The sequence below is a fragment of the Billgrantia zhangzhouensis genome (assembly GCF_021404465.1).
Classification (GTDB): Bacteria; Pseudomonadota; Gammaproteobacteria; order Pseudomonadales; family Halomonadaceae; genus Halomonas; species Halomonas zhangzhouensis.
This window is the reverse complement of sequence record NZ_JABFTT010000011.1, coordinates 70,379-93,322: the sequence shown is the minus strand read 5'-3', so window position 1 is coordinate 93,322 and position 22,944 is coordinate 70,379. Positions and strand designations below refer to the sequence as shown.

General features: G+C 65.6%; 18 protein-coding genes. 3 read left to right on the top strand and 15 right to left on the bottom strand.

Features of this window, described 5'->3' with window-relative positions; all coding sequences use genetic code 11:
- Positions 1–8: 8 nt before the first annotated feature.
- Positions 9–2,273, top strand: coding sequence for a heavy metal translocating P-type ATPase (locus HOP51_RS14820; RefSeq protein ID WP_234274682.1), 2,265 nt, complete (start codon positions 9–11; stop codon positions 2,271–2,273).
- A gap of 140 nt (positions 2,274–2,413) precedes the next feature.
- Here the strand turns inward: HOP51_RS14820 and HOP51_RS14815 are convergent, their stop codons facing one another.
- From HOP51_RS14815 to HOP51_RS14780, 8 genes are all read right to left on the bottom strand, one after another.
- Positions 2,414–3,133, bottom strand: a complete 720-nt coding sequence (locus HOP51_RS14815) for a glutamine amidotransferase-related protein (protein ID WP_234274681.1) — start codon at positions 3,131–3,133, stop codon at positions 2,414–2,416.
- A 72-nt stretch (positions 3,134–3,205) separates the two neighbouring features.
- Entirely contained in the window at positions 3,206–4,387 is a 1,182-nt protein-coding gene (locus tag HOP51_RS14810; RefSeq protein WP_234274680.1) for an iron-containing alcohol dehydrogenase, read from the bottom strand.
- A 19-nt stretch (positions 4,388–4,406) separates the two neighbouring features.
- Positions 4,407–5,792, bottom strand: coding sequence for an aldehyde dehydrogenase family protein (locus HOP51_RS14805; protein ID WP_234274679.1), 1,386 nt, complete (start codon positions 5,790–5,792; stop codon positions 4,407–4,409).
- Between the two features lie 164 nt (positions 5,793–5,956).
- Complete coding sequence (locus tag HOP51_RS14800; protein ID WP_234274678.1) at positions 5,957–7,336, bottom strand: glutamine synthetase family protein; 1,380 nt, start codon at positions 7,334–7,336, stop codon at positions 5,957–5,959.
- A 114-nt stretch (positions 7,337–7,450) separates the two neighbouring features.
- On the bottom strand, positions 7,451–8,506 hold the full coding sequence (locus HOP51_RS14795) for a TRAP transporter substrate-binding protein (protein WP_234274677.1): 1,056 nt from the start codon (positions 8,504–8,506) through the stop codon (positions 7,451–7,453).
- A gap of 77 nt (positions 8,507–8,583) precedes the next feature.
- Positions 8,584–9,906: a TRAP transporter large permease gene (locus HOP51_RS14790; RefSeq protein ID WP_234274676.1), complete on the bottom strand. Its 1,323-nt coding sequence runs from the start codon at positions 9,904–9,906 to the stop codon at positions 8,584–8,586.
- On the bottom strand, positions 9,903–10,451 hold the full coding sequence (locus HOP51_RS14785; protein WP_234274675.1) for a TRAP transporter small permease subunit: 549 nt from the start codon (positions 10,449–10,451) through the stop codon (positions 9,903–9,905). The genes HOP51_RS14790 and HOP51_RS14785 overlap by 4 nt, the downstream gene beginning before the upstream one ends.
- A gap of 195 nt (positions 10,452–10,646) precedes the next feature.
- Complete coding sequence (locus HOP51_RS14780) at positions 10,647–11,606, bottom strand: LysR family transcriptional regulator (RefSeq protein ID WP_234274674.1); 960 nt, start codon at positions 11,604–11,606, stop codon at positions 10,647–10,649.
- Between the two features lie 94 nt (positions 11,607–11,700).
- On the opposite strand from HOP51_RS14780, the gene HOP51_RS14775 reads away from it, so the two are divergent.
- On the top strand, positions 11,701–12,501 hold the full coding sequence (locus tag HOP51_RS14775; RefSeq protein ID WP_234274673.1) for a TraX family protein: 801 nt from the start codon (positions 11,701–11,703) through the stop codon (positions 12,499–12,501).
- 3 nt (positions 12,502–12,504) lie between these two features.
- On the opposite strand, the gene HOP51_RS14770 is transcribed toward HOP51_RS14775, so the two are convergent.
- Positions 12,505–14,856 carry a putative bifunctional diguanylate cyclase/phosphodiesterase gene (locus tag HOP51_RS14770; protein ID WP_234274672.1) on the bottom strand — a complete coding sequence of 784 codons (2,352 nt, stop codon included), beginning with the start codon at positions 14,854–14,856 and terminating at the stop codon, positions 12,505–12,507.
- A gap of 128 nt (positions 14,857–14,984) precedes the next feature.
- Positions 14,985–15,140, bottom strand: coding sequence for a hypothetical protein (locus tag HOP51_RS14765; RefSeq protein ID WP_234274671.1), 156 nt, complete (start codon positions 15,138–15,140; stop codon positions 14,985–14,987).
- A 229-nt stretch (positions 15,141–15,369) separates the two neighbouring features.
- On the opposite strand from HOP51_RS14765, the gene HOP51_RS14760 reads away from it, so the two are divergent.
- A complete protein-coding gene (locus tag HOP51_RS14760) occupies positions 15,370–17,385 on the top strand; it encodes a PhoX family protein (protein ID WP_234274670.1) in 2,016 nt (671 codons plus the stop codon).
- Positions 17,386–17,490: 105 nt separating this feature from the next.
- Here HOP51_RS14760 and HOP51_RS14755 read toward each other — a convergent pair whose 3' ends face one another.
- The 5 genes from HOP51_RS14755 to HOP51_RS14735 form a co-directional block, all read right to left on the bottom strand.
- Positions 17,491–18,630, bottom strand: a complete 1,140-nt coding sequence (locus HOP51_RS14755) for a 5-(carboxyamino)imidazole ribonucleotide synthase (RefSeq protein ID WP_234274669.1) — start codon at positions 18,628–18,630, stop codon at positions 17,491–17,493.
- A 40-nt stretch (positions 18,631–18,670) separates the two neighbouring features.
- The gene (gene purE, locus HOP51_RS14750) at positions 18,671–19,180 is read right to left on the bottom strand and encodes a 5-(carboxyamino)imidazole ribonucleotide mutase (RefSeq protein ID WP_234274668.1); all 510 of its coding nucleotides are present in this window, start codon (positions 19,178–19,180) and stop codon (positions 18,671–18,673) included.
- Positions 19,181–19,301: 121 nt separating this feature from the next.
- Positions 19,302–21,323, bottom strand: a complete 2,022-nt coding sequence (locus HOP51_RS14745) for a TRAP transporter permease (protein WP_234274667.1) — start codon at positions 21,321–21,323, stop codon at positions 19,302–19,304.
- 9 nt (positions 21,324–21,332) lie between these two features.
- The gene (locus HOP51_RS14740) at positions 21,333–21,836 is read right to left on the bottom strand and encodes a DUF1850 domain-containing protein (protein WP_234274666.1); all 504 of its coding nucleotides are present in this window, start codon (positions 21,834–21,836) and stop codon (positions 21,333–21,335) included.
- A 24-nt stretch (positions 21,837–21,860) separates the two neighbouring features.
- The gene (locus tag HOP51_RS14735) at positions 21,861–22,820 is read right to left on the bottom strand and encodes a TAXI family TRAP transporter solute-binding subunit (protein ID WP_234274665.1); all 960 of its coding nucleotides are present in this window, start codon (positions 22,818–22,820) and stop codon (positions 21,861–21,863) included.
- Between the last annotated feature and the right edge of the window lie 124 nt (positions 22,821–22,944).

The following is a 22,944-nucleotide window of genomic DNA, read 5'->3' as shown; positions in this document are numbered from 1 at the left end:
GTCCTACCATGACCGAACGCACCTGCTGCTCGGGTTACAGCGTCACTGCCGATACCCTTCCCCCACCGACCCGGGACGAACTTCCGCCTGGCACACGGTCGCTGCGCTTGCATATCGAGGCGATGGACTGCCCTACCGAAGAAGCACTGCTGCGCCGGGCGCTGGGCGACATGCCGGGCATCATACGGCTCGACTTCGACCTGATCGGTCGGGTGCTCACCGTGCGCCATCGTGACGTGGAAGAAGAAGCCATTCTGCGTCGTGTCGCCGCCACCGGCATGACGGCGAAGCGCCACGACCCGGCTCAGCGCATGCCTGCCCCGAGCCGGGAAGAGGCCTGGTGGAAACTGGGCGTGGCCGCGGCATTGGCCCTGGCCGCCGAAGCCAGCCACTGGCTGGGATTGGTCGAGCCCTGGCTCGCTGCCGCACTGGCGCTTACCGCTATCGCCCTGGTCGGCCTGCCGACCTGGAAGAAGGGCTTCATCGCCCTGCGCCACCGTACGCTCAACATCAATGCTTTGATGAGCGTGGCGGTGACCGGCGCGCTATTGATCGGCCAGTGGGCCGAGGCGGCGATGGTGCTGGTACTGTTCACCCTGGCCGAGCGCATCGAGGCGCGCTCGCTGGGCCGGGCGCGTAACGCCATTCGCGAGCTGCTCTCGCTGGCCCCCGAGAGCGCCAGCGTGCGCCAGGCCAATGGCGACTTTCAGCGTGTGCCTGCCAGCGAGGTCGCGGTCGAAAGCCTGGTGAGGGTACGTCCGGGCGAGCGCCTGGCACTGGATGGAAGCGTAATGGAAGGCCACCCGGCGCTGGATGAGTCGCCCATCACCGGCGAGAGCCTGCCGGTGGACAAGGCACCGGGCGATGCCGTGTACGCCGGCAGCGTCAACCAGGGCAACGAGTTTCTCTATCGCACCACCCGGGCGGCGAGCGATACCACCCTGGCACGAATCATCCACACCGTGGAGCAGGCCCAGGCCAGCCGTGCCCCAACCCAGCGTTTCATCGATCGCTTCGCCGCCGTCTACACACCGGCGGTATTCGCCATTGCCCTGCTGGTCGCGCTCAGCTGGCCATGGCTGTTCGGCATCGGCTGGCTCGAAGGCATCTACCGCGCCCTGGTGCTGCTGGTGATCGCCTGTCCCTGCGCACTGGTGATATCCACTCCGGTGACCATCGTCAGCGGCCTGGCCGCCGCCGCGCGCTCGGGCATCCTGATCAAGGGCGGCAACGTGCTCGAGCAGGGCTATCGCCTCAAGATCCTGGCCTTCGACAAGACCGGCACCCTGACCCGGGGCCGCCCCACGCAGCGAACCTGGCACCCGCTCGATGCCACGCTGGACGATTCCGCCCGGTCACGGCTGCGTGGCTTGGCTGCGGGACTCGCCGGGCGTTCGTCGCATCCGGTGTCGGCGGCCTTGGCGCGCGCCGCCGCGGCGGATGGCGTCGTCCCTCTAGAGGTAAGCGACGTACGGGAACTGCCCGGACGTGGCGTGGTCGCTCGGCAGGGCGAATGCCAGGTCTGGCTCGGCAATCGCCGGTTGATACAGCAGTTCGCAACGCCGGACGAGGCGCTCGATGCCCACCTGGCCGAGCACGAGGCTCGCGGCGAGACACTGGTGATCCTGGGCGAGGAGAGCCGGCCCCTGGCGCTTTTCGCCGTCGGCGATCCGCTGCGCGCGGAGAGTCGCGAGGCCATCGAGGCACTGCATCGGCTGGGCGTAACCACGCTGGTGCTGAGCGGCGACAATCCGGCCAGCGTGGCCGTTGTCGCCACCCAGGCGGGTATCGACGAGGCCCACGGTGCCCTGCTGCCGGAGGACAAGCTGGCGATCATCGAAGCACGCTCCGCCCGGAGTCCGGTTGGCATGGTCGGTGATGGCGTCAACGATGCCCCGGCACTGGCGCGAGCCGATATCGGCTTCGCCATGGGGGCGCTCGGCAGCGATGCGGCCATCGAGACCGCCGATGTGGCCTTGATGGATGACGACCCGCGTCGGCTCGCCGACTTCCTGCATCTGTCTCGCCACACGCGCGCGGTGCTGATGCAGAACATCGCCATCGCCCTGGGCCTCAAGGCGGTGTTCATGGCGCTCGCCTTCAGCGGTCACGCCACCCTGTGGATGGCGGTGTTCGCCGACATGGGCGCCAGCCTGATCGTGGTGGCCAACGGCCTGCGCCTGCTGCGCCATCTGTCCGGGCTCGCCCGTGGCTGCGGCGCTTCATGCAGTGCGCCAACCGCCGTAGTGCCGTCCAGGTCACCCAGATCCTGAGCGAACTGCTGACACCGTCGGTCAACGACTGACGGCTACCACCGGAAGGCTGCTGGCGGCCAGCCTCAAGGGCGAAGCACCCGCCTGGTTGGCTGCCTGCGGCGCCGGCCGTTTTCGCTGAACCGCAGACACCCTCGGGTTCATTCACGCGCTGCCATCGCACGCCGCAGGAAGTTCAGTATCCAGCGCGCCATCAAGGTATCCCCCACCGGGGCGCTCAGGGACTCCTCTCCCTCGCGCACCCGCTCATCGCCGACCAGTTCGCGGCGCAGCGTCATCAGGTCGCGGGAGTAGGCCTTGGTGAATTCAGGGTGGCCCTGCACGCCGAGGAAGTGCTCGCCGACCTGCATCAAATAGTTGGGGCAGAAGTCGCTGCCGCCCACGATGGTAGCCTCTGGGGGAAGAATCTCGACCTGATCCTGGTGGCTGACCAGCAGGTCAATGCCCGGCTGCCAAGGCTCCATCCACGCCGCCCGCGCCGTGACGCGGTTGAACGACATGCCCACGCCCCAACCCCGCTCGCTCTTGACCACCTCGCCGCCCAGCGCCTTGGCCATCAGCTGATGGCCGAAGCAGATGCCCACCAGCGGCTTGCCGGCCCGCCACAGCTCGCGCACGAAGTCGCACAGCTCGTCGACCCAGGGCAGTCCATCGTTGACGCCGTATTTCGAGCCGGTGGTCATCCAGGCGTCGACGGCATCGATGTCGTCGGGAATCTCGCCGTCCAGGCAGCGCCATACCTGGAACTCTAGTGTGGGCTCGACCTGCCGAAACAGGGTGGCGAACATCTCGGGGTAGTTGCCGTGGGCCTCGCGCAGTTCCGGCGCCACGTCATCGCACTGCAGTAGTCCGATGCGCATCGGTGAGTCTCCTTTCATTGAGCCATCCCTGTCGTCTCAGCCTGCCACAACAGCGTCGTCGGCCAAATACGATCAGATCCGACCTTCCACGGCAGCCACGAAGATACCGCGGTACTCATCGGCGTCGAAAGCGACCGGGTTGGTGCCCGACGACGGATCCGCCACCGCCATGCGCCCGACCTTGTCGGCCTGGCGCGTATCGATACCGAGTTCGGCCAGGCTGTGCGGAATGCCGAGCCGCTCGCGCAGGCCGAGTACCCATTCGATCACCGCCGCCGTACCCGGCTGGTCCAGGTTGAGATAGCGTCCCAGGCGCACCATCGGTTCGCCGATGGCACGCTCGTTGGCACGCAGCACGTAGGGCATCAGCACCGCGTTCAAGGTTCCATGGTGAGCGTCGTAGAGAGCCCCTAGCGGATGCGCCAAAGCATGCATGGCACCCAGGCCACGCTGGAAGGCGGTCGCCCCCATGCTCGATGCCACCAGCATGTTCATGCGCGCCTCTAGGTCATTGCCGTCGCTATAGGCGCGCTGCAGGTAGAGGTCGATGCGGCGCATACCCTCCACCGCGATGCCCTCGGCCATGGGATGGAAGAGCGGCGAGCACCACGCCTCCATGCAGTGCGACAGCGCATCCATGCCGGTGGCGGCGGTAACCGCCGGCGGCAGCCCCACGGTGAGTTCAGGGTCGAGGATCACCGTGGCCGGCACCATGCCGGGGTGGAAGATGATGCGCTTGACGTGCTCCGCCTCGTCGGTGATCACCGAGGCGCGCCCCACCTCGGAGCCGGTACCGGCGGTGGTGGGCACGGCGACGATGGGGGCGATGGCCCGGGCGTCGGCATTCTTCCAGTTATCGCCGACATCCTCCAGCGACCACAGCGACAGCCCCTCGCGCTGGTTGGCCATCAGCGCCACAGCCTTGGCGGCATCCAGCCCCGAGCCGCCGCCGAAAGCGATTACGCCGTCGTGACTGCCGCTGCGGAAGGCAGCGATGCCATCCAGCACGTTGCGTCCGGTGGGGTTGCCCTTGACCTGGCTGAACACGGCGATGCGCAGGCCGGCATCCTGGCACGCCTGCACGCAGGCCTGCACCATCGGCAGCGCCGCCAGGCCGGGATCGGTGACCAGCAACGGCGCGCCCATGCCCAGCGCCTTGCAGGCGTCGGGCAGGTCGCGAATTCGCCCCGCCCCGGAAAGGATGTTCGAGGGGTAGTTCCAGCCCATGGTGTAGTGATTGATGTCGTGGCTCATGGCGTTCTCCTGGGCCGGCTCAGGCGTGTTTGAGGTGGAACGATTTGGGCCGGGTCAGCGTCTCGTAGCCGACGCGCGACAGCGAACAGCCGCGCCCCGACTGCTTGACGCCGGTCCAGGCCAGCTCCGGGTCGAGGTAGTCGCAGCGGTTGGTGAACACGGTGCCGGCTTCCAGTCGCCGGGCGATGGCTTCGCCCGCGGCGATATCGCGGGTGAACACGGCGGCGGTGAGTCCGAAGTCGCTGTCGTTCATCAGCCGCACGGCCTCGTCGTCATCCGCCACCGGCATGATGCCGACCACCGGGCCGAAGCTCTCCTCGTGCATCACCCGCATCGAATGATCGACCGCAGTCAGCACCTGCGGCGCCAGGTAGGCGCTGCCCGGCCGCGAGAGCGGATACTCGCCGGGATCGATCCATGCCTGGGCGCCGGCGGCCACTGCCTCCTCGATCTGGCCGCGCACGAAATCCGCCGCCGCCGGGCGCACCAGCGGCCCCAGGGTGGTCGCGGGGTCGGTGGGATTACCGAGCTTGAGCTGGCGAACCCAGGCCACCGCGCGCTCGACGAAGTCGTCGAAGATCGAGGCGTGCACGTAGATGCGCTCGATGCCGCAGCAGCTCTGCCCCGAGTTGAAGAAGGCGCCGTCCATCACCCCGGGCACCGCCTCGTCCAGGTTCACGTCGGCGCGGATGTAGGCCGGGTCCTTGCCGCCCAGCTCCAGGCCGGTGGCGATGAAGCGCCCGGCGGCATTGCGCTCGACCATCTCCCCGCCCGCCACCGAGCCGGTGAAGGAGACATGGGCGATGCGGGGGTCGCGAATCACGCTTTCTGCGGCCTCATGGGAAAGGTGCAGGTGCTGGAACACGCCCTGCGGCAGGCCAGCCTCGTCGAAGGCCAGCTGGAAGCGCTCGGCGCATAGCGGGGCCTGGGCGGAGTGCTTGAGGAGCACCGCGTTGCCGGCCATGATCGCCGGCACCACGGCGTTTACCGCGGTCATTAAGGGGAAGTTCCAGGGCGCGACAATGAACGACACCCCCAGCGGCTCGCGGGTGATGTAGCGGGTGAAGCCCGGCTTGTCGGCCAGGCGGATCGGCGCCAGGGCCTCCTCGGCCATGGCGATCATGGTCCGCGCCCGATCCTCGAAGCCGCCGATCTCGCCGCTGGCCACGGCAATTGGCCGGCCCATCTGCCAGGTCAGCTCCAGCGCCAGCTCGTCGCGCCGGGCGACGAAGGCATCGACCATCCTCGAACACAGCCGCGCGCGCTCGGCGAGGCTCGTCTCGCGCCACTTGCGCTGCGCCGTCACCGCCCTTTCCAGCGCCGCCTCGACCCGAGCCGGGTCGGCCAGCTCCCGCTCGACGTAGACGGAGCCGTCGACCGGAGAAATCGTCTTCTGTATGGCCACTTGGCGTTCTCCTGCTAATTCATTGCCTCAAGTACAAGGTGAGCGCTGAGCGAGCGGTTCGCAGGCAAGGCGGAGCGAAAAGGAGCGAGCGGAGTTGACTGTAGTCAATGAGCATCGCGAGTTTTCGCTCCAACACAGCCTGCGGATCGCGCAGCCAGTGCGGATCAAATAATCTCGAAATAGCGATCGAGCTCCCAATCGGTGATATGCCTGCGGAACTGTCGCTCCTCCCATTCCCGGGTGGCCGCGAAGTGCTCGACGAAGGCATCGCCGAACAGGCTGCGTGCCGCGTCGGAGGCTTTCAACCGCTGGGCGGCCTCCCACAGCGTGCGCGCCAGCGCCTGGTGCTCGGGGTGGGCCAGCTCGTAGGCGTTGCCGGTCACCATTTCGTCGGGCTCGAGCTGGTGTTCGATACCGTACAGGCCCGAGCCTATCGCCGCGGCCAGCGACAGGTAGGGGTTGGCGTCAGCGCTGCCCAGGCGGAACTCGACCCGCTGCGACTTGGCGCTACCGGGAATCACCCGTAGCGCGGTGGTGCGGTTCTCCATCCCCCAGGTGGCATCGGTGGGCGCCCAGAAGCCGGGAATCAGGCGGGTATAGCTGTTTACCGTGGGAGCGAACATGGCCAGGAGCTCCGGCATCAGCTTCTGCTGGCCGGCGACGAAGTGGCGCTGGATGTCGCTCATTCCGTGGGGCTTGTCGGCATCGTAGAAGGCCGATTCCCCTCCCTCTAGCCGATTGAGAGAAAGATGAATGTGGCCGCTCTGGCCGGGGTAATCCGGCGACCACTTGGCCATGAAGGTGGCCATCAGCCCGCGGCGCTGCGCCCACACCTTGGTGAAGGTCTTGAACAGCGCGCCCTTGTCGCCGGCGGCCAGCGCCTCGTCGACGCGGATCGCCGCCTCCAGCACGCCGGGGCCGGTCTCGGTGTGCAGCCCCTCGATGGGAAAATCCATCGCCTCGGCCATGCCCAACAGCTCGTGGTAGAGCTCACCGTGCACCGAGCTTCTGAGCATCGAGTAGCCCATCATGTCGGGGGTGAGCGGCTTGAGGTTGCGAAAGCCCTTCTCGCGTACCGACTCGGGCGTTTCCTGGAACAGGAAGAACTCGTACTCCAGCGCCCCGCAGGCGGAAAAGCCCATGCTCTCGGCCTTGGTCAGCACGCGGCGCAGCAGCCCGCGCGGGCAGATCTCCCTGGCCGGGCCGGTGAACTCGGCCAGGAACAACAGCATGTCGCCCTCGCAGGGCAGCTCGCGGCAGCTCTCGGAAATCACCCGCAGGGCGGCGTCCGGGTAGCCGGTGTGCCAGCCGGTGTACGTCACGTTGTCGTAGAGCTCATCCTTGCTGTCCCAGCCCAGCACCACGTCGCAGAAGGCGAAGCCTTCGCTCAGCGCGTGGAAGAACTTGTCGCGGCGCATGTACTTGCCGACCATCACGCCGTCGATGTCGAACATGCCGACCTTGACGTGGCTCAGACCACGCTGCTCGACGATCCGCCGGGCATCGTCGGCGTTTCTTACGTCTCTTGCCTGGAGTCGGCTCATCGCTGCTTCCTCGTCCACCCTTCGTTGTCATTGTTCTTCGAAATCGTTCGTCAAAACCGTTCGATGCAAGCCGGCGGGAGTTCCGAGCAGGGCCCAGCACTCCCGCCCTTCTCCTCAACCATAGCGGTAGGGTGGTCCTGCCTGCTGCATGGTCTGGCGATAGTCCTTGAGGATCTGCACCACTCGCGCGCTACGCTCGCTCTCCTGAGCGATCTCGTCCCAGAAGGCCAGCGCCTCGTCCTCCAGCCGCTGCCACTCCGATTCGGGAATCGAGGTCAGCTCCAGCTTGCCACCAGTGGTGCGGTAGTGGGCCTCGCCCCACCAGTACCAGTGCTGGCGATAGTAGTGGGAGCTGTCCATGCATAGCTTGAACAGCACCTGCAGGTGCTCGGGCACTTCGTTCCAGCGCTCGGTATTGGCGAAGTAGGAGCCAGCCCAGGCGCCGGAGATGTTGTTGGTCAGGTAGTAGTTGCTGACGTCGGCCCAGCCCACGGTATAGGCCTCGGTGATACCAGCCCAGGCGATGCCGTCGAGTTCGCGGGTCTGCATGGCGACCTCGATGTCCTCCCACGGCAGCGTCACCGGCACCACGCCGAAGCGGCTGAGGAAGCGGCCCGCGGTGGGGAAGGTGAACACGCGCTTGCCCTGCAGGTCGTCGAGGCTTCTGATCGGGTCGCGGGTGACGAAGTTGCAGGGGTCCCAGGCGCCCGAGCCGAGCCAGGTGACGCCGTCGATCTCGCCGTAGGCCTCCTCCCAGACCTCCTTGAGCCCGTAGTGGTGGAACAGCGCCGGCACGTCGAGGCTGTAGCGCGAGGCGAACGGAAAGTAGCCGCCGAACACCGAGACATCCACGGGTGCGTTGATCGAGTCGTCGTCGCTTTGCACGGCGTCGATGGTGCCGCGCTGCATGGCGCGGAACAGCTCGCCGGTGGGCACTAGTTGGTCGGCGTAGTAGAGCTCGATCTCCATCTCGCCGTTGGCGGCCTTGTTGAAGGCATCGATGGAGGGCTTGATCACGTGGGCGGCCAGCGCCGGCCCGGCGTAGGTCTGCAGGCGCCAGCGGATTGGCCGGCGCTGGGCATGCACGTAGGGCGCCGCGAGGGTCGTGGCCCCCACGGTGGCGGCGGTGGCCAGGCCCGCCTTCCTGAGAAAGTCGCGACGATTGGTCATTTCTCTTCTCCTGCTGTTTTGCTTGTTGTGGGAAGAAATGCGGTGCTCTTTCGTCTTGCCGGGTTCACCTCCTGGGGTCAGTAGCCGCGATAGAGCTGCGGCAGCCACAGCGCCAGCTGTGGGAAAATCGTGATCAGCGCCAACCCGATCAGCATGATGCCGACGAAGGGCCAGACGCTGCGGTAGATGTCGCCCAGCGACACCTCCGGCGGCGCCATGGCGCGCATCAGGAACAGGTTGTAGCCGAACGGCGGGGTCATGTAGGCGATCTGCACGGTGATGGTGTAGAGCACGCCGTACCAGATCGGGTCGAAGCCGAGACTGATCACCAGCGGCACGTAGAGGGGTGCCACGATCACCAGCATGGCGGTGTCGTCGAGGAACATGCCGAGCAGGACGTAGGAGAGTTGCATCATCACGAGTATTTGCCATGGGCTCATGCCGATGCGGTCGAGGAACACGTTCTCAATGGCACGCACCGCGCCCAGGCCGTCGAACACCGCGCCGAAACAGAGGGCGGCGAGGATGATCCACATGAACATGCAGCTGATGCCCAGCGTCTTGTGAACGGTGCTCTCGATCACCTTCCAGGTCAGGCGACGCTTGATCAGCGCGGCCAAGGTCGCGGCCACGGCGCCGACCGCCGAACTCTCCACCAGGCTGGTCACGCCCATCAGGAACAGTCCGGTCATGAAGAAGAAGATCATCAGCGGCAACAGACCGGCGCGCAGCAGCTTGAGCTTCTCGGCCAGGCTCATCTGGCGCTCCTCGGCGGGCAGCGCCGGCCCCAGATGCGGCTGGAGGCGACAGCGAATGACGATATAGAGCACGAACAACCCGGCCAGTATCAGCCCCGGGATGGCCCCCGCCAGCCACAACTGGCTGACCGGCTGGCGCGCGATCATGCCATAGAGCACCAGCACCACGCTGGGTGGCACCAGGATCCCCAGTGAACTCCCGGCCTGGATCACCCCGGTGACCATCACCTTGTCGTAGCCGCGACGCAGCAGCTCCGGCAGCGCGATGGTGGCGCCGATGGCCATGCCTGCCACGCTCAGCCCGTTCATCGCCGAGACCACCACCATCAGGCCGATGGTGCCCACCGCCAGGCCGCCCCTGAGCGAGCCCATCCAGACGTGGAACATCTCGTAGAGTTCGCTGGCGATGCCCGACTCGGAGAGCATGTAGCCCATGTAGATGAACAGCGGCAAGGTCAGCAGCGGATACCAGTTCATCAGTTGGATGGCGGCGCTGAACGGCATCTCCACCCCACCCTGGCCCCACAGCAGCAGCGCCGAGGCGGCGCCGACGAAGCCGATCACACCGAATACCCGCTGCCCGGTGAGCAGCAGCAGCATCATGGCCGAGAACATCAGCAGGGCGATCATCTCGTAGCTCATTCGCCCGTCCCCCGTTCTACGGAGGCATTCGCCCGGTCCAGGGAGACGCCGCGCGCCCGGGCGATGTCCTTGAACAGGGTCGACACGCTCTGCAGCAGCATGAGGAACACGCCGAAGGTCATGACGATCTTGATCGGTGCTAGCCGCGGCGCCCAGGAGGTGTAGCTCTTCTCGCCGTAGCGCAGCGCGTACTCGGTGCTGGAGATACCGCCGGTCAGCAGCGCACCGAGGAAGACGATCAGCAGCAGGATGGTAAGGGCATCGACCCAGGCGCGGGTGCGGTCGGACCAGCGCGAGTAGAACAGGTCCATGCGCACATGGGCGCCCATCTGCATGGCGTAGGCACCGCCCAGCAGGTAGTAGGCGGCCAACATGAACTGCGAGACCTCGATGCTCCAGATCAGGGGAGCGTTGAAGGCGGTACGCGACACCGAGGCATAGAGCAGCACGCCGATCATGACGAAGATCATGAACATGACGATGCGTCCCACCACCCGGTTGAATGCATCCACCCAGCGAACGTAGAGCGTTATTATTCTTGGCATCGTTCGGCCGACCTTGAGGGTTGCCTTGGGTTTCGCTCAAGTCTTTGGACGAAATCGTGCGATGCGCAACGAGCATCGGTTATAGCGACGCCTGAGTTATCGATGAAATCGATAGTGCCTCGCGATAGGGCGCACGCGCTCCAACGCGCCCCTCATCGGGGCACGGCAGCACTCAGGAAGGGGACAGGGGAACGATCACCCTTGGGTCACGACCTCGGCAGAGAGCCAGGGCAACTCTTGCTCCAGTTGGGTACGGAAACGTTGCTCCAGCAGCCGGCGGCCATCGCGGGCCAGCAGTGCAGGCAATTCTCCCAGCTCATCGCGCCGGGCCACCAGCGTCAGTTCCCGCACCAGCGGCGCCAGCGGCAGGGGCGCCACCGTGACCTGGAGCGTATCGAGGCCAGCCTGATAGAGGCACAGCGGCGTGGTGATGGTCCAGCCCGCACCGGCGCTGACCAGGCGCAGCACGGCAAAGGTATTGTCGAGATGCAGCCGGGCCGGTAGTTCGAGCTGGTTGAGGCGCAGGTGGCGCTCGATGGCCTGGCCGATCAGCGACTGCGGCGTATAGCGCACGAAATCCAGATGTCGCGCCAACCAGCGCAGGTTGTCCAACGGACCGTTCCAGGAGAGCGGCACCACCAGTACGAAGGGCTCGCGCAGCAGGGCATGGCGCTCCAGGCCGTCGTAGCTCTCGAGCCGATCATCGGAAATGATGATATCCACGTGCCGGGTCAGCAGGGAGTGGCCGTGCATGTGCGACAGCCCCGTGGTCAGGGTATAGTCGCGGGTGTAGCGCCGGATCAGTTCGATCAGCGGCTGCCCCACCGCCGTGGCCAGCGAGTCGACCAGCGCCAGGCGCACCTGATGGAGCTGGCCGAAGCCGCCACTGACCAACTCGCGCCGGGTACTGCGCGCATCGTCGAGCAGGCGTCGGGCGCGGTCGTAGAAGAAGCGTCCCGCGCTGGTCGGCTCCAACGGCCGGGAATGGCGCTTGAACAGCGTCACGCCCATGCTCCCCTCCAGGTTCGCCAGGCTCTGCGACACCGAAGACTGTTTCAGCCCCAGCCGTCTGGCCGCCGCGCTCTGGCTGCCCTGCTCGAGGGTTTCGACGAAAATTTCCATGCTGCGAAGGTCGAAACCGAAGCCGCTGCGCATGCGCGTATCCTCGTTCTACCATGCCGGGCGCTGGAACTCCCTTTGCAGCGCACCGGTCACAAACGTTGTCGTCATCAACTACAGGGAGGTCCCGATGACCGCACAGGCCGCCGCTCGGCCACTGCCCGCGCGCCCCGTTTCCACCTGGACCGGCTGGGGCCAATGGCTGGCGCTCGCCACCATGACCATCGATCACCTGACCCGCTACGTGGCGCCCAGCGGCTGGGAACTCGGCTGGGCCGGCTCATCGCTGGGCCGCATCGCTTTCCCCCTGTTCGCCGCCATGGTCGCCTGGCACGGCCTGTTCAATACGCGCAATCCGCTGCGCTATGCCCGGCGCATCCTGATCATTGGCATTGCCGCACAGCTCCCCTACATGCTGATGCCGCGGGCTTCCGATGCCTTCATTCTCAATGTCTGCTTTACCCTGGCGCTGGGTCTAGCCTGGGGGGCCTGGTTGCGCGAGTTGCTCGCCCGGCATCGCAGCGGCAGCCTGGGCAGCGCCTGGCTGGGGGCTGCGCTGGCCGCCACGCTGACCGTCTGGTACCTGCTCGGCGAGTGGGTCGAATACGGTCATCGCGGGCTGCTGCTGGTGCCCTTGTTCATGCTTGCCATGCATCACCTGCACGATGCGGGCGAGACGCTTGCCGAGCGTCTCGGCGCCGTGTCCATGGCCGCTCCGCTGCTGATCGTGGCGGGGCTGATGAACAGCTCCGACATGGCCAAGTCGTTCACCGTTGCCACCTGCCTGGCGGTGCTGTGGCTGGCCGCCGGCGCCCATCGCCTGACACCCGTGGTGCCGGCCGCCATGCCCCGCCGGCTGTGGCTGGCGTGGTATCCCGGCCACTTCGCCCTGATCGCCCTGTGGCTATGGGCCAGCGGCGGGCTCGGCTGAGCATCAGTCGCGCGGTTGGTCGGCCTCCACTGCCCTGCCGGCCAGCAGCGCCTCGAATGCCTCGGCCGGCATGGGCCGGTGAAAATAATAACCTTGAAACAGCCGGCAGCCTCGTGCCAACAGGAATTCGTGTTGGGCGCGGTTCTCTACGCCTTCCGCAACCACGTCGATGCCAAGATGCTGGGCCATGGCCAGAATCGTTTCGGCAATGGCGGCATCGCTGCCATCGGTATCGAGGTTGCTGACGAAGCTACGGTCGATCTTGAGTTCATCCAATGGTAGGGACTTGAGATACGCCAGCGACGAGAAGCCGGTGCCGAAGTCGTCCAGGGCCAACTGCACGCCCAGCCGCTTGAGGGCCTGCATACGCTCGGCAGCGTCTTGCAGCCCGTCGATCATGATGCTCTCGGTGAATTCCACGATCAGTCGCGACGGCTCGATGCCATGGGTGCCGGTAACCCAGGTGAGCCCTTCGACGAAGCCCGGCTGGGTGAAGTGACGCACACTGATATTGACCGACAGCCGCGGCAAGGTCTCGGCCGGCAGCCGTGACAGCAGTTCGCAGCAACGATCGAGCATCCAGGTCTCGAGCTCGACGATCAGATCGCTCTCCTCGGCGATGGCAATGAACACTTCGGGCGAGACCCAGCCATGCTGGGGATGCTGCCAGCGCATCAACGCCTCTCCGCCCACCACCCGGCCACGTTCGTCGAGCTGGGGTTGGAAGGCAATGCGCAGTTGATCCTCCGCCAGGGCCCGGCGCAGGGCCTGCTCCATCTCTAGGCGCCAGCTCATCTGGGCCTGCATGGAGGGCTCGTAGCCACAGATCTGCGCACGCCCCTTCAGCTTGGCCTGGTACATGGCGGTATCGGCATGGCGCAGCACGTCGCCCACGTCCTCGTCGGCTAGCGGGAACAGGGTGTAACCGATGCTCGGCGTCACGCTGATACGCTGGCCGCCCAGGTCGTAGGCCCGACGCAGCGTCGTGAGCAGCCGTTCGGCACGGTGTTCGGCACGCTGGATCTCGGCCTCGCGGTCGGAGCTCAAGGCCGGCATCATGACGACGAACTCGTCGCCGCTGAGGCGCGCCGCCATGGCGTCCTGATCGATGCTCAGCAACAGGCGCTTGCTCACCTGGCGCAGCAGCTCGTCGCCCACTGCATGGCCCAAGGTGTCGTTGATGATCTTGAACCGGTCGAGATCGAGAAACATCACCAGCCCAACACGGCCATCGTCGCGGCGGTCGCGAATGGTCGAGGCCAGCGTCTCGATCAGCAGGCGCCGGTTGGGCAGGTCGGTGAGCGGGTCGTAGTAGGCCTGGCGATGTATCGTCTCTTCCGCCAGCTTGCGCTCGGTGAAGTCCTCGATGACCGCGACACCGCCCACTACTTCGCCCGACTCGTTGCGCAGGGCGCTGTAGAAGGCGCGCAGCGGCGTCTGCTTGCCGCTGACCACGGTGCGGTAGGTACCCTCGAAGTAGCCGGTGCCACTCTCCAGGGCATCACGTATCGCCCCGGTCACACGTTCGTCGCTCAACTGGGTCAGCAGATTCATGCTCAGAAGACGCTTGCGGGAGGTGCCGAGGATGTCGAGACACATTTCGTTGCAATCGACCACCCGGCCTTCGCGGTCGAAGTGCATCACGCCCAGCGGCGTATGGCGGAAGATCGCGCGGTAGCGTGCTTCGCTGACTCGCAACTGCCGCTCGCGGGACGAAACGATCAGGCGCAGGGAGATATTGTCGGTAATGGTGCGATACAGCCGCCGGTTGATCGTCAGTACCAGCCCCAGGAACAGCATGACCATGGCAGCCAGCAACAAAGAGAGGGAGGTACCCTGCAGCAGAAGTTGGACCAATAGCGGCAGTATGGTGGGCAGAACGAACAGCGGGGCCATCCACACGACAGAGGAGAGCGTGGTCACTCCGCCAGCGGCAATACCGGTCAGCACGATCGCCAATGCCGCGAGCTGACCGTGGTGCTCCATGGTGAACATCGAGGCGCCGGCCACCCCCCAGAGCAGGCCGGCCATGACCGCTCCCCAGGCGAAACGCCGGAGCCAGCGCTGTCTCTGGCGTTGCCTGGTAGGCTGACGGTGATAGAACCAAGCCAGCCACAGGCGCGCGCCCGACACCACTGCCAGCGCAGCGAACCAGCCCAGAAGGATGCTGGGTGGCATGATCGACCACATGGCGGCCACCAGTAGCGAGGCCGCCAGCACGCTCGCCAGGACCGGCTGCCACAAACGCTCATATAGCAGGTGCACCTGCTCGTGGGCCAGCTGGCGCCGATGGGAGATGTCCGTTAGCGGCGCGCCATCGAGTTCGCGGTGCTCATCCTGAAGCGGGAGAGGCATGCAAGGGTCCGAAAGTGTAATTGTTAGACCGAACTATATTTACTTGATACTGCCATCATTAGCGAGCTATCCCCCTCAACGCAAGCTGCTGCCAGCACAGGCGGCGGCTCCCGCCCTGACGGACCAGCCTAGGGCCAGGCAATGGCCCCCAGCCCAGCAATGCCGAGCAGCCACCAAGGCCAGGTCTCTCCCGCCAGCGGCAAGGCATGCCACAGCCCCAACAGCAGCGGCAACAGCAATGCCACGATCAGGGCAATGTCGCCCAGTCCTGGCAGTCGTCGCATGAATTCTCCCCGAGGCAGAACTGATATCAGTGTCGCCTAATAGCGTCAGACTTCAAGATCTGAAGGCCTTTATCTGAACATGCTTGATTCATATCAGGTGATACGCCACCGCGTCATCGAAGCTCCACCAACCGGTCATACCGCTGTAACGCCCAGTCGCCACTCTCTTCGAGCGAAGACCCACTAGCCTTCGGCAAGCGCCGCAGCATGCCTCCAGGAGAAACAAGCCATGACCCAGCCTCATCTCCCCGGTCACGTCGATCCCATACTGGCCGCCGGCGACGAGCCGACGAGCAACGCCTCCGGCAATGCCTACTTCGGCGACATCCTGGCGGCGCGCATGAGCCGCCGCACGCTGCTGCGAGGCAGCCTGGCAGCAGCCATTGCCGGGGCCATGGCCACCAGTCTGCCGTTCGGTCGCGCCCTGGCCGCCGGCGTCCCGTCGCCAAGCATCGGCTTCAAGGCCATTCCCATCGGTACCGGCGACAGCGTGGTGGTGCCGGAAGGCTACCGGGTACAGGCCTTCATTCCCTGGGGCACGCCGATCAACGGCAGCATGCCGGCCTTCTCTATCGATGCCAGCGGCGAGGACCAGGCTCACCAGATCGGCAGCCACCACGACGGTATGCACTACTTCGCCATCGACGGCAGCTCCCGCGACGGCCTGCTGGTACTCAACCACGAGTACGTCGAACCACGCTTCCTGCATGCTGCAGCCGCTGGAATGCCCCTGGACCGCAACGGCTTCCCGCAGCATGAGGACGGCAGCCGCGACGCCGACCAAGTACGCAAGGAGCTCAACGCCCACGGCGTCTCGGTGGTGCGGGTACGCCAGGGCGACGAGGACCAGTGGCAAGTGATGCAAGACCGTCTCAACCGCCGCGTTACCGGGCTCACGCCGATGCAGTTGGCCGGACCGGTGGCGGGCACCGAACACGTGGTGACGAAATACAGCCCTGACGGCACCATGACCCGCGGCACCTTGAACAACTGTGCCCACGGCGTCACACCCTGGAATACCTACCTGGCCGCCGAGGAGAACTGGGCCGGCTACTTCGCCAACGAAGATGCCGACATCGATCGTCGCCAGACCCGTTACGGCATCGCCACCCGTGCCGAAGGCCGCTACCAATGGCACCGCGCCGCAGGCGGCGCCGACGAGTTCGTGCGCTTCGACGCCACCTCCCGCGGCGCCTCGGCCCGCGACGACTACCGCAACGAGCCCCACGCCTTCGGCTACATGGTGGAAATCGACCCCTTCGACCCCGACAGCACCCCGGTCAAGCGCACCCACCTGGGGCGCTTCGCCCACGAGGGCGTGATTTTCGCCCCGGCCGTCGAGGACCAGCCGGTGGTGGCTTACTCAGGCGACGATGCCCGCTTCGAGTACATCTACAAGTTCGTCTCGGCACGTCCTTTCCAGGCAGCCAGCGCCGACGGCTCGCTGCTCGACGAAGGCACCCTCTACGTGGCCAAGTTCAATGACGACGGCAGCGGCGAGTGGCTGGCCCTGGTACCTGGCCAAAATGGCCTGACGCCGGAGAATGGCTTCGCCGACCTGGCCGACATCCTGGTCAATACCCGCAGCGCGGCAGACTTCGTCGGCGCCACGAAGATGGATCGCCCCGAGTGGGGCGCCGTCGACCCGGCCACCGGCCAGGTCTACTTCACCTTGACCAACAACACTCGCCGCAGCGAGGAGCAGGTCGACGCCGCCAACCCTAGGGCCGAGAACCACTTCGGTCACATCATTCGCTGGCAGGAGGACGGCACTCATGCCGCCGAGAGCTTCCAGTGGGATATCTTCCTGCTTGCGGGCGATCAGGAGAGCGGTCGCGACCAGGCCGGCGAACCACTGGGTCAGGAGGCGATCTTCGCCAGCCCCGATGGACTGTGGATCGACCCGGATCGTCGCGTGTGGATCCAGACCGACATCAGCGAATCGGTGATGAACACCGGCATCCATGAGGTGTTCGGCAACAACCAGATGCTCGTCGCCAACCCCGAAACCGGCGAGATCCGGCGCTTCCTCACCGGCCCCATCGGCCAGGAGATCACTGGCGTGATCGCCACCCCGGACCAGCGCACCCTGTTCGTCAACGTGCAGCACCCCGGCGCCACCACCAGCGCCGAGGCGTTCGCTGCAGGCGAATCGGTCAGCCACTGGCCGGACGGTGGCAACGCCATTCCGCGCTCCGCCACCCTGGTGATAACGCGCGAGGACGGCGGCATCATCGGCGCCTGAGAGCAAACACCTGCGCGAGCGAATCGCTGCGCAACGACTCGAGTACTGCCCTTAAACGTAGCAGGCCCCGCCATAGCGGGGCCTGCTACGTTGCGTCTTGCGGCGTTATCGGTTGCCCTGACAGAACGCGTCCTCGAAGCTGAAGCGCGCCTCCGGCGCCTCGGGCAGCAGCCAGGCGCAGGCGTGCACCTTTTCCAGCAGTTCAGCGTGACTTTCGGCCACCAGATTGACGTGGCCGAGCTTACGCCCGGGGCGCTCGCTCTTGTCGTAGCGGTGCAGGTGGGCATCGGTGATGGCGAGTATCGCCGCCGGGTCGCCCTCCTGGCCGATCACGTTGACCATGCAGGTCGGCATGCGCGCCGAAGTGTCACCCAGCGGCAGGCCCTGGATGGCACGCAGGTGGTTCTCGAACTGGCTGGTCACCGCGCCGTCCATGGTCCAGTGGCCTGAGTTGTGCACTCGGGGTGCCATCTCGTTGGCCAGCAGCCTGCCGTCACGGGTCTGGAACAGCTCGAGGGTCAGCACGCCGACGTAGTCGAGCTCGTCAAGCAGCGCGCGAATGTAGCCATCCGCTGTCTGCTGTACCTCGTCGTCGATATCCGGCATCGGCGCCAGGGAGTAGCGCAGAATGCCGTCGACGTGCAGGTTCTCCGCCATGGGGTAGAAAGCCACCTCGCCGTCACGGCCGCGCACGGCGATGATCGACACCTCGCGCACGAAATCGACGAACGCCTCGACGATCAGCCGGGGGTGGTTGATGCTGCGCCAGGCCTCGGTCGCCTCGGCCGGGTCGCGCAGCACTGCCTGGCCCTTGCCGTCGTAGCCCTCGGTAACCGACTTGGCCACTACCGGCGTGCCCAGCTCGCGGGCAGCCGCTTCCAATGCCTCGGCGCTCTCCACGATGCGGTAGGCGGGAGTGGGAATGCCCGAGCGGTCGAACAGCGCCTTCTCCTCGGCGCGGTTCTGGCAGATGCGGATCGCCTCGCTCGAGGGATAGACCGGCTTGACCTCCTCGATGGCCTGCACCAGCGCCACGGGCAGGTGTTCGAACTCGTAGGTAACCAGATCGACCTTGGCCAGGAAGTCGTCGAGTAAGTGGTGCTGATCCGTATGGATCATGACATCACCGATCCCGGCGCTGGGATGGCCGGTGGTATCGAGGAAGGTGAAGCGGTTGGCCAGGGGGTAGCCGGCCAGAGCCAGCATGCGGCCGAGCTGACCGGCACCGAGTACGCCAATATTCATGTTGCTGTCTCCTCTCGCTGGCTCATACGGGTTCGCCGGCTCATTCATCTGCGGGTCGGGGATCGGGGTTGTCGAGCACCGACTGGGTCTGCTCGGCGCGGAACGCCTCGACGGCGGCACGCACCTTGGTATCCTGCAGACCGACGATCTGCGCTGCCAGCAGGCCGGCGTTGGTCGCTCCCGCCTTGCCGATGGCCAGCGTGCCAACGGCGATACCGCCCGGCATCTGCACGATGGAGAGCAGCGAGTCGAGCCCCTTCAGCGCCTTGGACTCCACCGGCACGCCCAACACCGGCAACGCTGTCTGCGAAGCCACCATGCCCGGCAGGTGGGCGGCCCCACCGGCACCGGCCACGATCACTTGCAGGCCGCGCCCAGCGGCACCCTTGGCATAGTCGAACAGCAAGTCCGGCGTGCGATGCGCCGACACCACACGGGTCTCGTGCGGTACACCCAGGCGTTCGAGCATCGCCACGGCGTGCTCCATGATTGGCCAGTCGGACTTCGACCCCATGATCACACCTACGCGTGGCTGCTCGTTGGACTGCATGTGTGGCTCCCGGAATGGCGCTGAGAATTCGAAGGGCAGGTATTCTAACGGCGCCCGCAGGCGCCGTCATCTTGACCAGTCGGGCAGCCGACCGTTCCCTGTCGGAAGTGGTCGGCTGTCGTCATACGGCTCCGCTTCCTGCCGGGTGAGTTTCACGCCGGCTGGCCAGCCAGTTGGCACCGATGGCAACGATCATCACCGCCACGCCAGCGGCCTCGACCAGGAAGCTCGGGTAGAACACCGCCACGATCGCGGCAGCAATGGCAATGCGCGGCAGCCACGACATGCGGGTGAACAGGTAGCCCTCCAGTGCCGCGGCAAAGGCTCCCAGGGCGAGTATCGCTATCACGCCGTTCCAGGCCAGTACGTGCAGCGGGCCACCCATGATGATCTCGGGGTTGAAGACCATGAACACCGGAATCAGGTAGAGGCCCTTGGCGAACTTCCACGCCTGCACACCAGTGGCCATCGGCTTACTACCGGCGATTGCCGCTCCGGCGAAGCCTGCCAGCGCGATTGGCGGCGTGACGTTGGAATCCTGTGAATACCAGAACACCACCAAGTGGGCGATCAGCAGCGGGATGCCGAACTCAGCGGTCAATGCCGGCCCTACCAGCACGATCAGCACGATATAACTGGCGGTGACGGGTAAGCCCATGCCCAGGATCAGGCTGGCCAACAGCACCATCACCAGAGCCAGCACGATGTTGCCACCCGAGAAGGCCATCATCATGGCGGAGAACTTCAGCCCCAGCCCGGTAAGGCCCACCACGCCGACGATGATGCCGGCCACGGCACAGGCCATGGACACCGCTACCGCGTTGCGCGCTCCCAGCTCCAGTCCCTCGACCAGCTTGACGACACCGGCCCACACCACCCGGCCGGTACTGGCCAGCGTGACCGGCTGGCCCTGCTGCGGCGCAACGAACAGGAACCAGATGGCGTAACGCAGCGCGGCCACGGCAACCATGGTGATGACCGCATAGAAGCCCACCCGCATCGGCGACATGTGCATCGCCAGCAGCCAGACGAGCACCGCCAGCGGCAGCAGGAAGTGCCAGCCCTCGCGCATCACGTCACGCATCTGCGGCAACTCGCTGCGGGGCAGGCCCTGCATGCCCTGCTTCAGGGCGATGATGTGCACGAACAGGTAGACGGTGGCGAAGTACATGATCGCCGGCAGGATACTGACCTTGACCACGTCGAGATAAGGCGTATTGGTGTACTCGGCGATCAGGAAGGCACCGGCCCCCATCAGCGGCGGCATGATCTGGCCACCAGTGGAAGCGGCAGCCTCGATGCCGCCAGCCTGGTGCGGTTTGTAGCCCAGGCGCTTCATCAGCGGAATGGTGAAGGCCCCGGTGGTCACTACGTTGGCGATGGCGCTGCCCGAAATCGAGCCCATACCGGCGGAAGCGATGACCGCCGCCTTGGCCGGGCCACCACGCTGGCGCCCAGTAGCGGCATAAGCCATATCGATGAAGAACTTGCCGGCACCGGTGCTTTCAAGGAAGGCACCGAACAGCACGAAGACAAAGATATAGGTGGCTGCGACGCCCAGCGGCAGGCCAAAGATGCCCTCCTGTCCCAGGTAAAGCTGGCCCACCACACGATCGATGTTGTAGCCGCGGTGACCGAGAATACCGGGCAGCCACTCACCCAGCCAGGGCAGCTCGCCACGTGGTCCGGCGAAGGCATAGACGATCGCCAGCGCGCCGATGATGGTCATACCCAACCCCACCGCGCGGCGGCTGGCTTCCAGCACCGTGATGGTGGCAATGCAACCGACGATGATATCGGTCTGGCTCCAGAACCCGGCACGACGGATGATCTCGTCCAGGTAGAACACCAGATAGCCGCCGGTGATCAGCGCGCCGGCGAAGAAGATCGCATCGATGGCCCAGCCCAGCACGCCGCGTTTGCGATGGGGACCGAAGACGGGAAAGATCAAGAATGCCAACATCATGATCAGCATCAGATGGATGCTGCGCTGATAGAACAGACCCAGCGGCTGGATACCCGCCGAGTAGAGCTGGAACAGCGACAGACCGACGGCGACCAGGGTGATCAACCACAGGATCGGTCGGGGCTGGATGGCACTGCCACCGGGTACGGTGACGGGAGGGTTGGCAGATTCGCTCATGCACGCCTCTCAGGGGGTGAAGTCTGGGGTGCGCAGGTGGATCGTCACCCGCTCGCCAGCCGCCCTTTTACTCAGGCTGGTCCGGCGCCCCTCATGCAGCAGTCTATGGTCGACCCTATCGGAGCCGACCCGTAATCGATAGCGGTTGCCGGGCACCGGCTCGTCGATGTCCTCGATCCAATAGCCGCCCTGGCCGTCCGAAACCTGGCGGCCCCGCCCCGGTACATGGCCGAGGCCAGCGGCAAAGTCCGGCTGGTGGCTGCGCTCCAGCATCATCTTCCCTTGGTCGTGGCGATAGCAATCCTGCACGCGAATGCCCGTTACGGAGTGATTCCACTCCAGGCACCAGCGCTCGCCCTCCGGCATTGGCAGCGCCACCAGCACCTTGCCGTGGTCGTCGAGCACTTCCAGGCGCGAAGTATCGGCCCAGGCCGTGGCGCAGCACAGAGCCAACACGCAGAAAGTCGCCGGCCCAAGGGCACGGCGACTCTTGCTCAGGTTCGAGGCAAGCATCGTGGATGCCTGACAGGGTGGACCTTACGGACGCTGGTGGTCGGCCACTTCGGCACCCACTTCCTCATAGTAGCGCAGCGCGCCATCGTGGAAGGGAACCGGAGTGGAGTCGATGCTGAACTCGACGGTAGTATCGTTGGCCGCCGGATGCACCGCGATCAGCTCGTCGGTACGCTCGAACAACATCTTGGTGAGCTGATAGGCCAACTCCTCGTCCATCTCGCTGCTCACCGCCAACACGTTGGGGATGCTGATGGTTTGCACCGCTTCTTCCATGCCCTCATACATGCCGGCACGCAGCTGATAGGGAGCGAACACAGGCTCCACCTCACGCGCATTGGCGATCTCTTCATCGGAGAAGCCGATCAGACGGATGTCCCGCGTAGTGGCCAGGTTGAGAATCGAGCTGGTAGGCGGTCCCACACTCCAGAAGCCGGCGTCGATGTCACCATCGCGGATGGCATCAGCGGTCTCGTTGAAGTTGAGCCGCTGGGGTGTGAAATCGTCATAGGTGATGCCGTTGGCCTCCAGCAGGGCGCGCGCGTTGAGTTCAGTGCCGCTGCCCGGCGCTCCCACGGAAACACGCTTGCCGCGCAGATCCTCCAACGATTGAATGTCGGAATTCGCCAGGGTCACCAGTTGCACGGCATTGGGGTAGACCGAAGCCAGCGCACGGATGTTGTCGAGTTCACGGCCCTCGAAGTCGCCGGTACCGGTATACGACTGGTAGACAGTGTCCGCCAGGGCGAAGGCGATGTCGGAGTCGCCGCGCCACACCAGGCCCATATTTTCCACCGAGGCACCGGTCACCTCGGCCACGGCGCTGGCACCTTCGATGTGCTGATTGATCATTTCGGCAAGACCGCCGCCGAGGGGATAGTAGACGCCGCCCGTACCACCGGTAGCGATTGAAAGCTGCTGGGCGGCCGCCAGCGGGGCCGTGGCCATCAGCGAAGCGGCCGCGACATATTTGAGAGCGCGCATGAGTCTCCTCCGTCCTGAAACCGGATCGTTTATGGTTGTTCCTGGAACGCACCGGGGAAACCGGTCGTTTACCTGATAAAAGCTAGCACGCCCCTGCGCTGAGAGGCTAATCGACAGTTTCTAC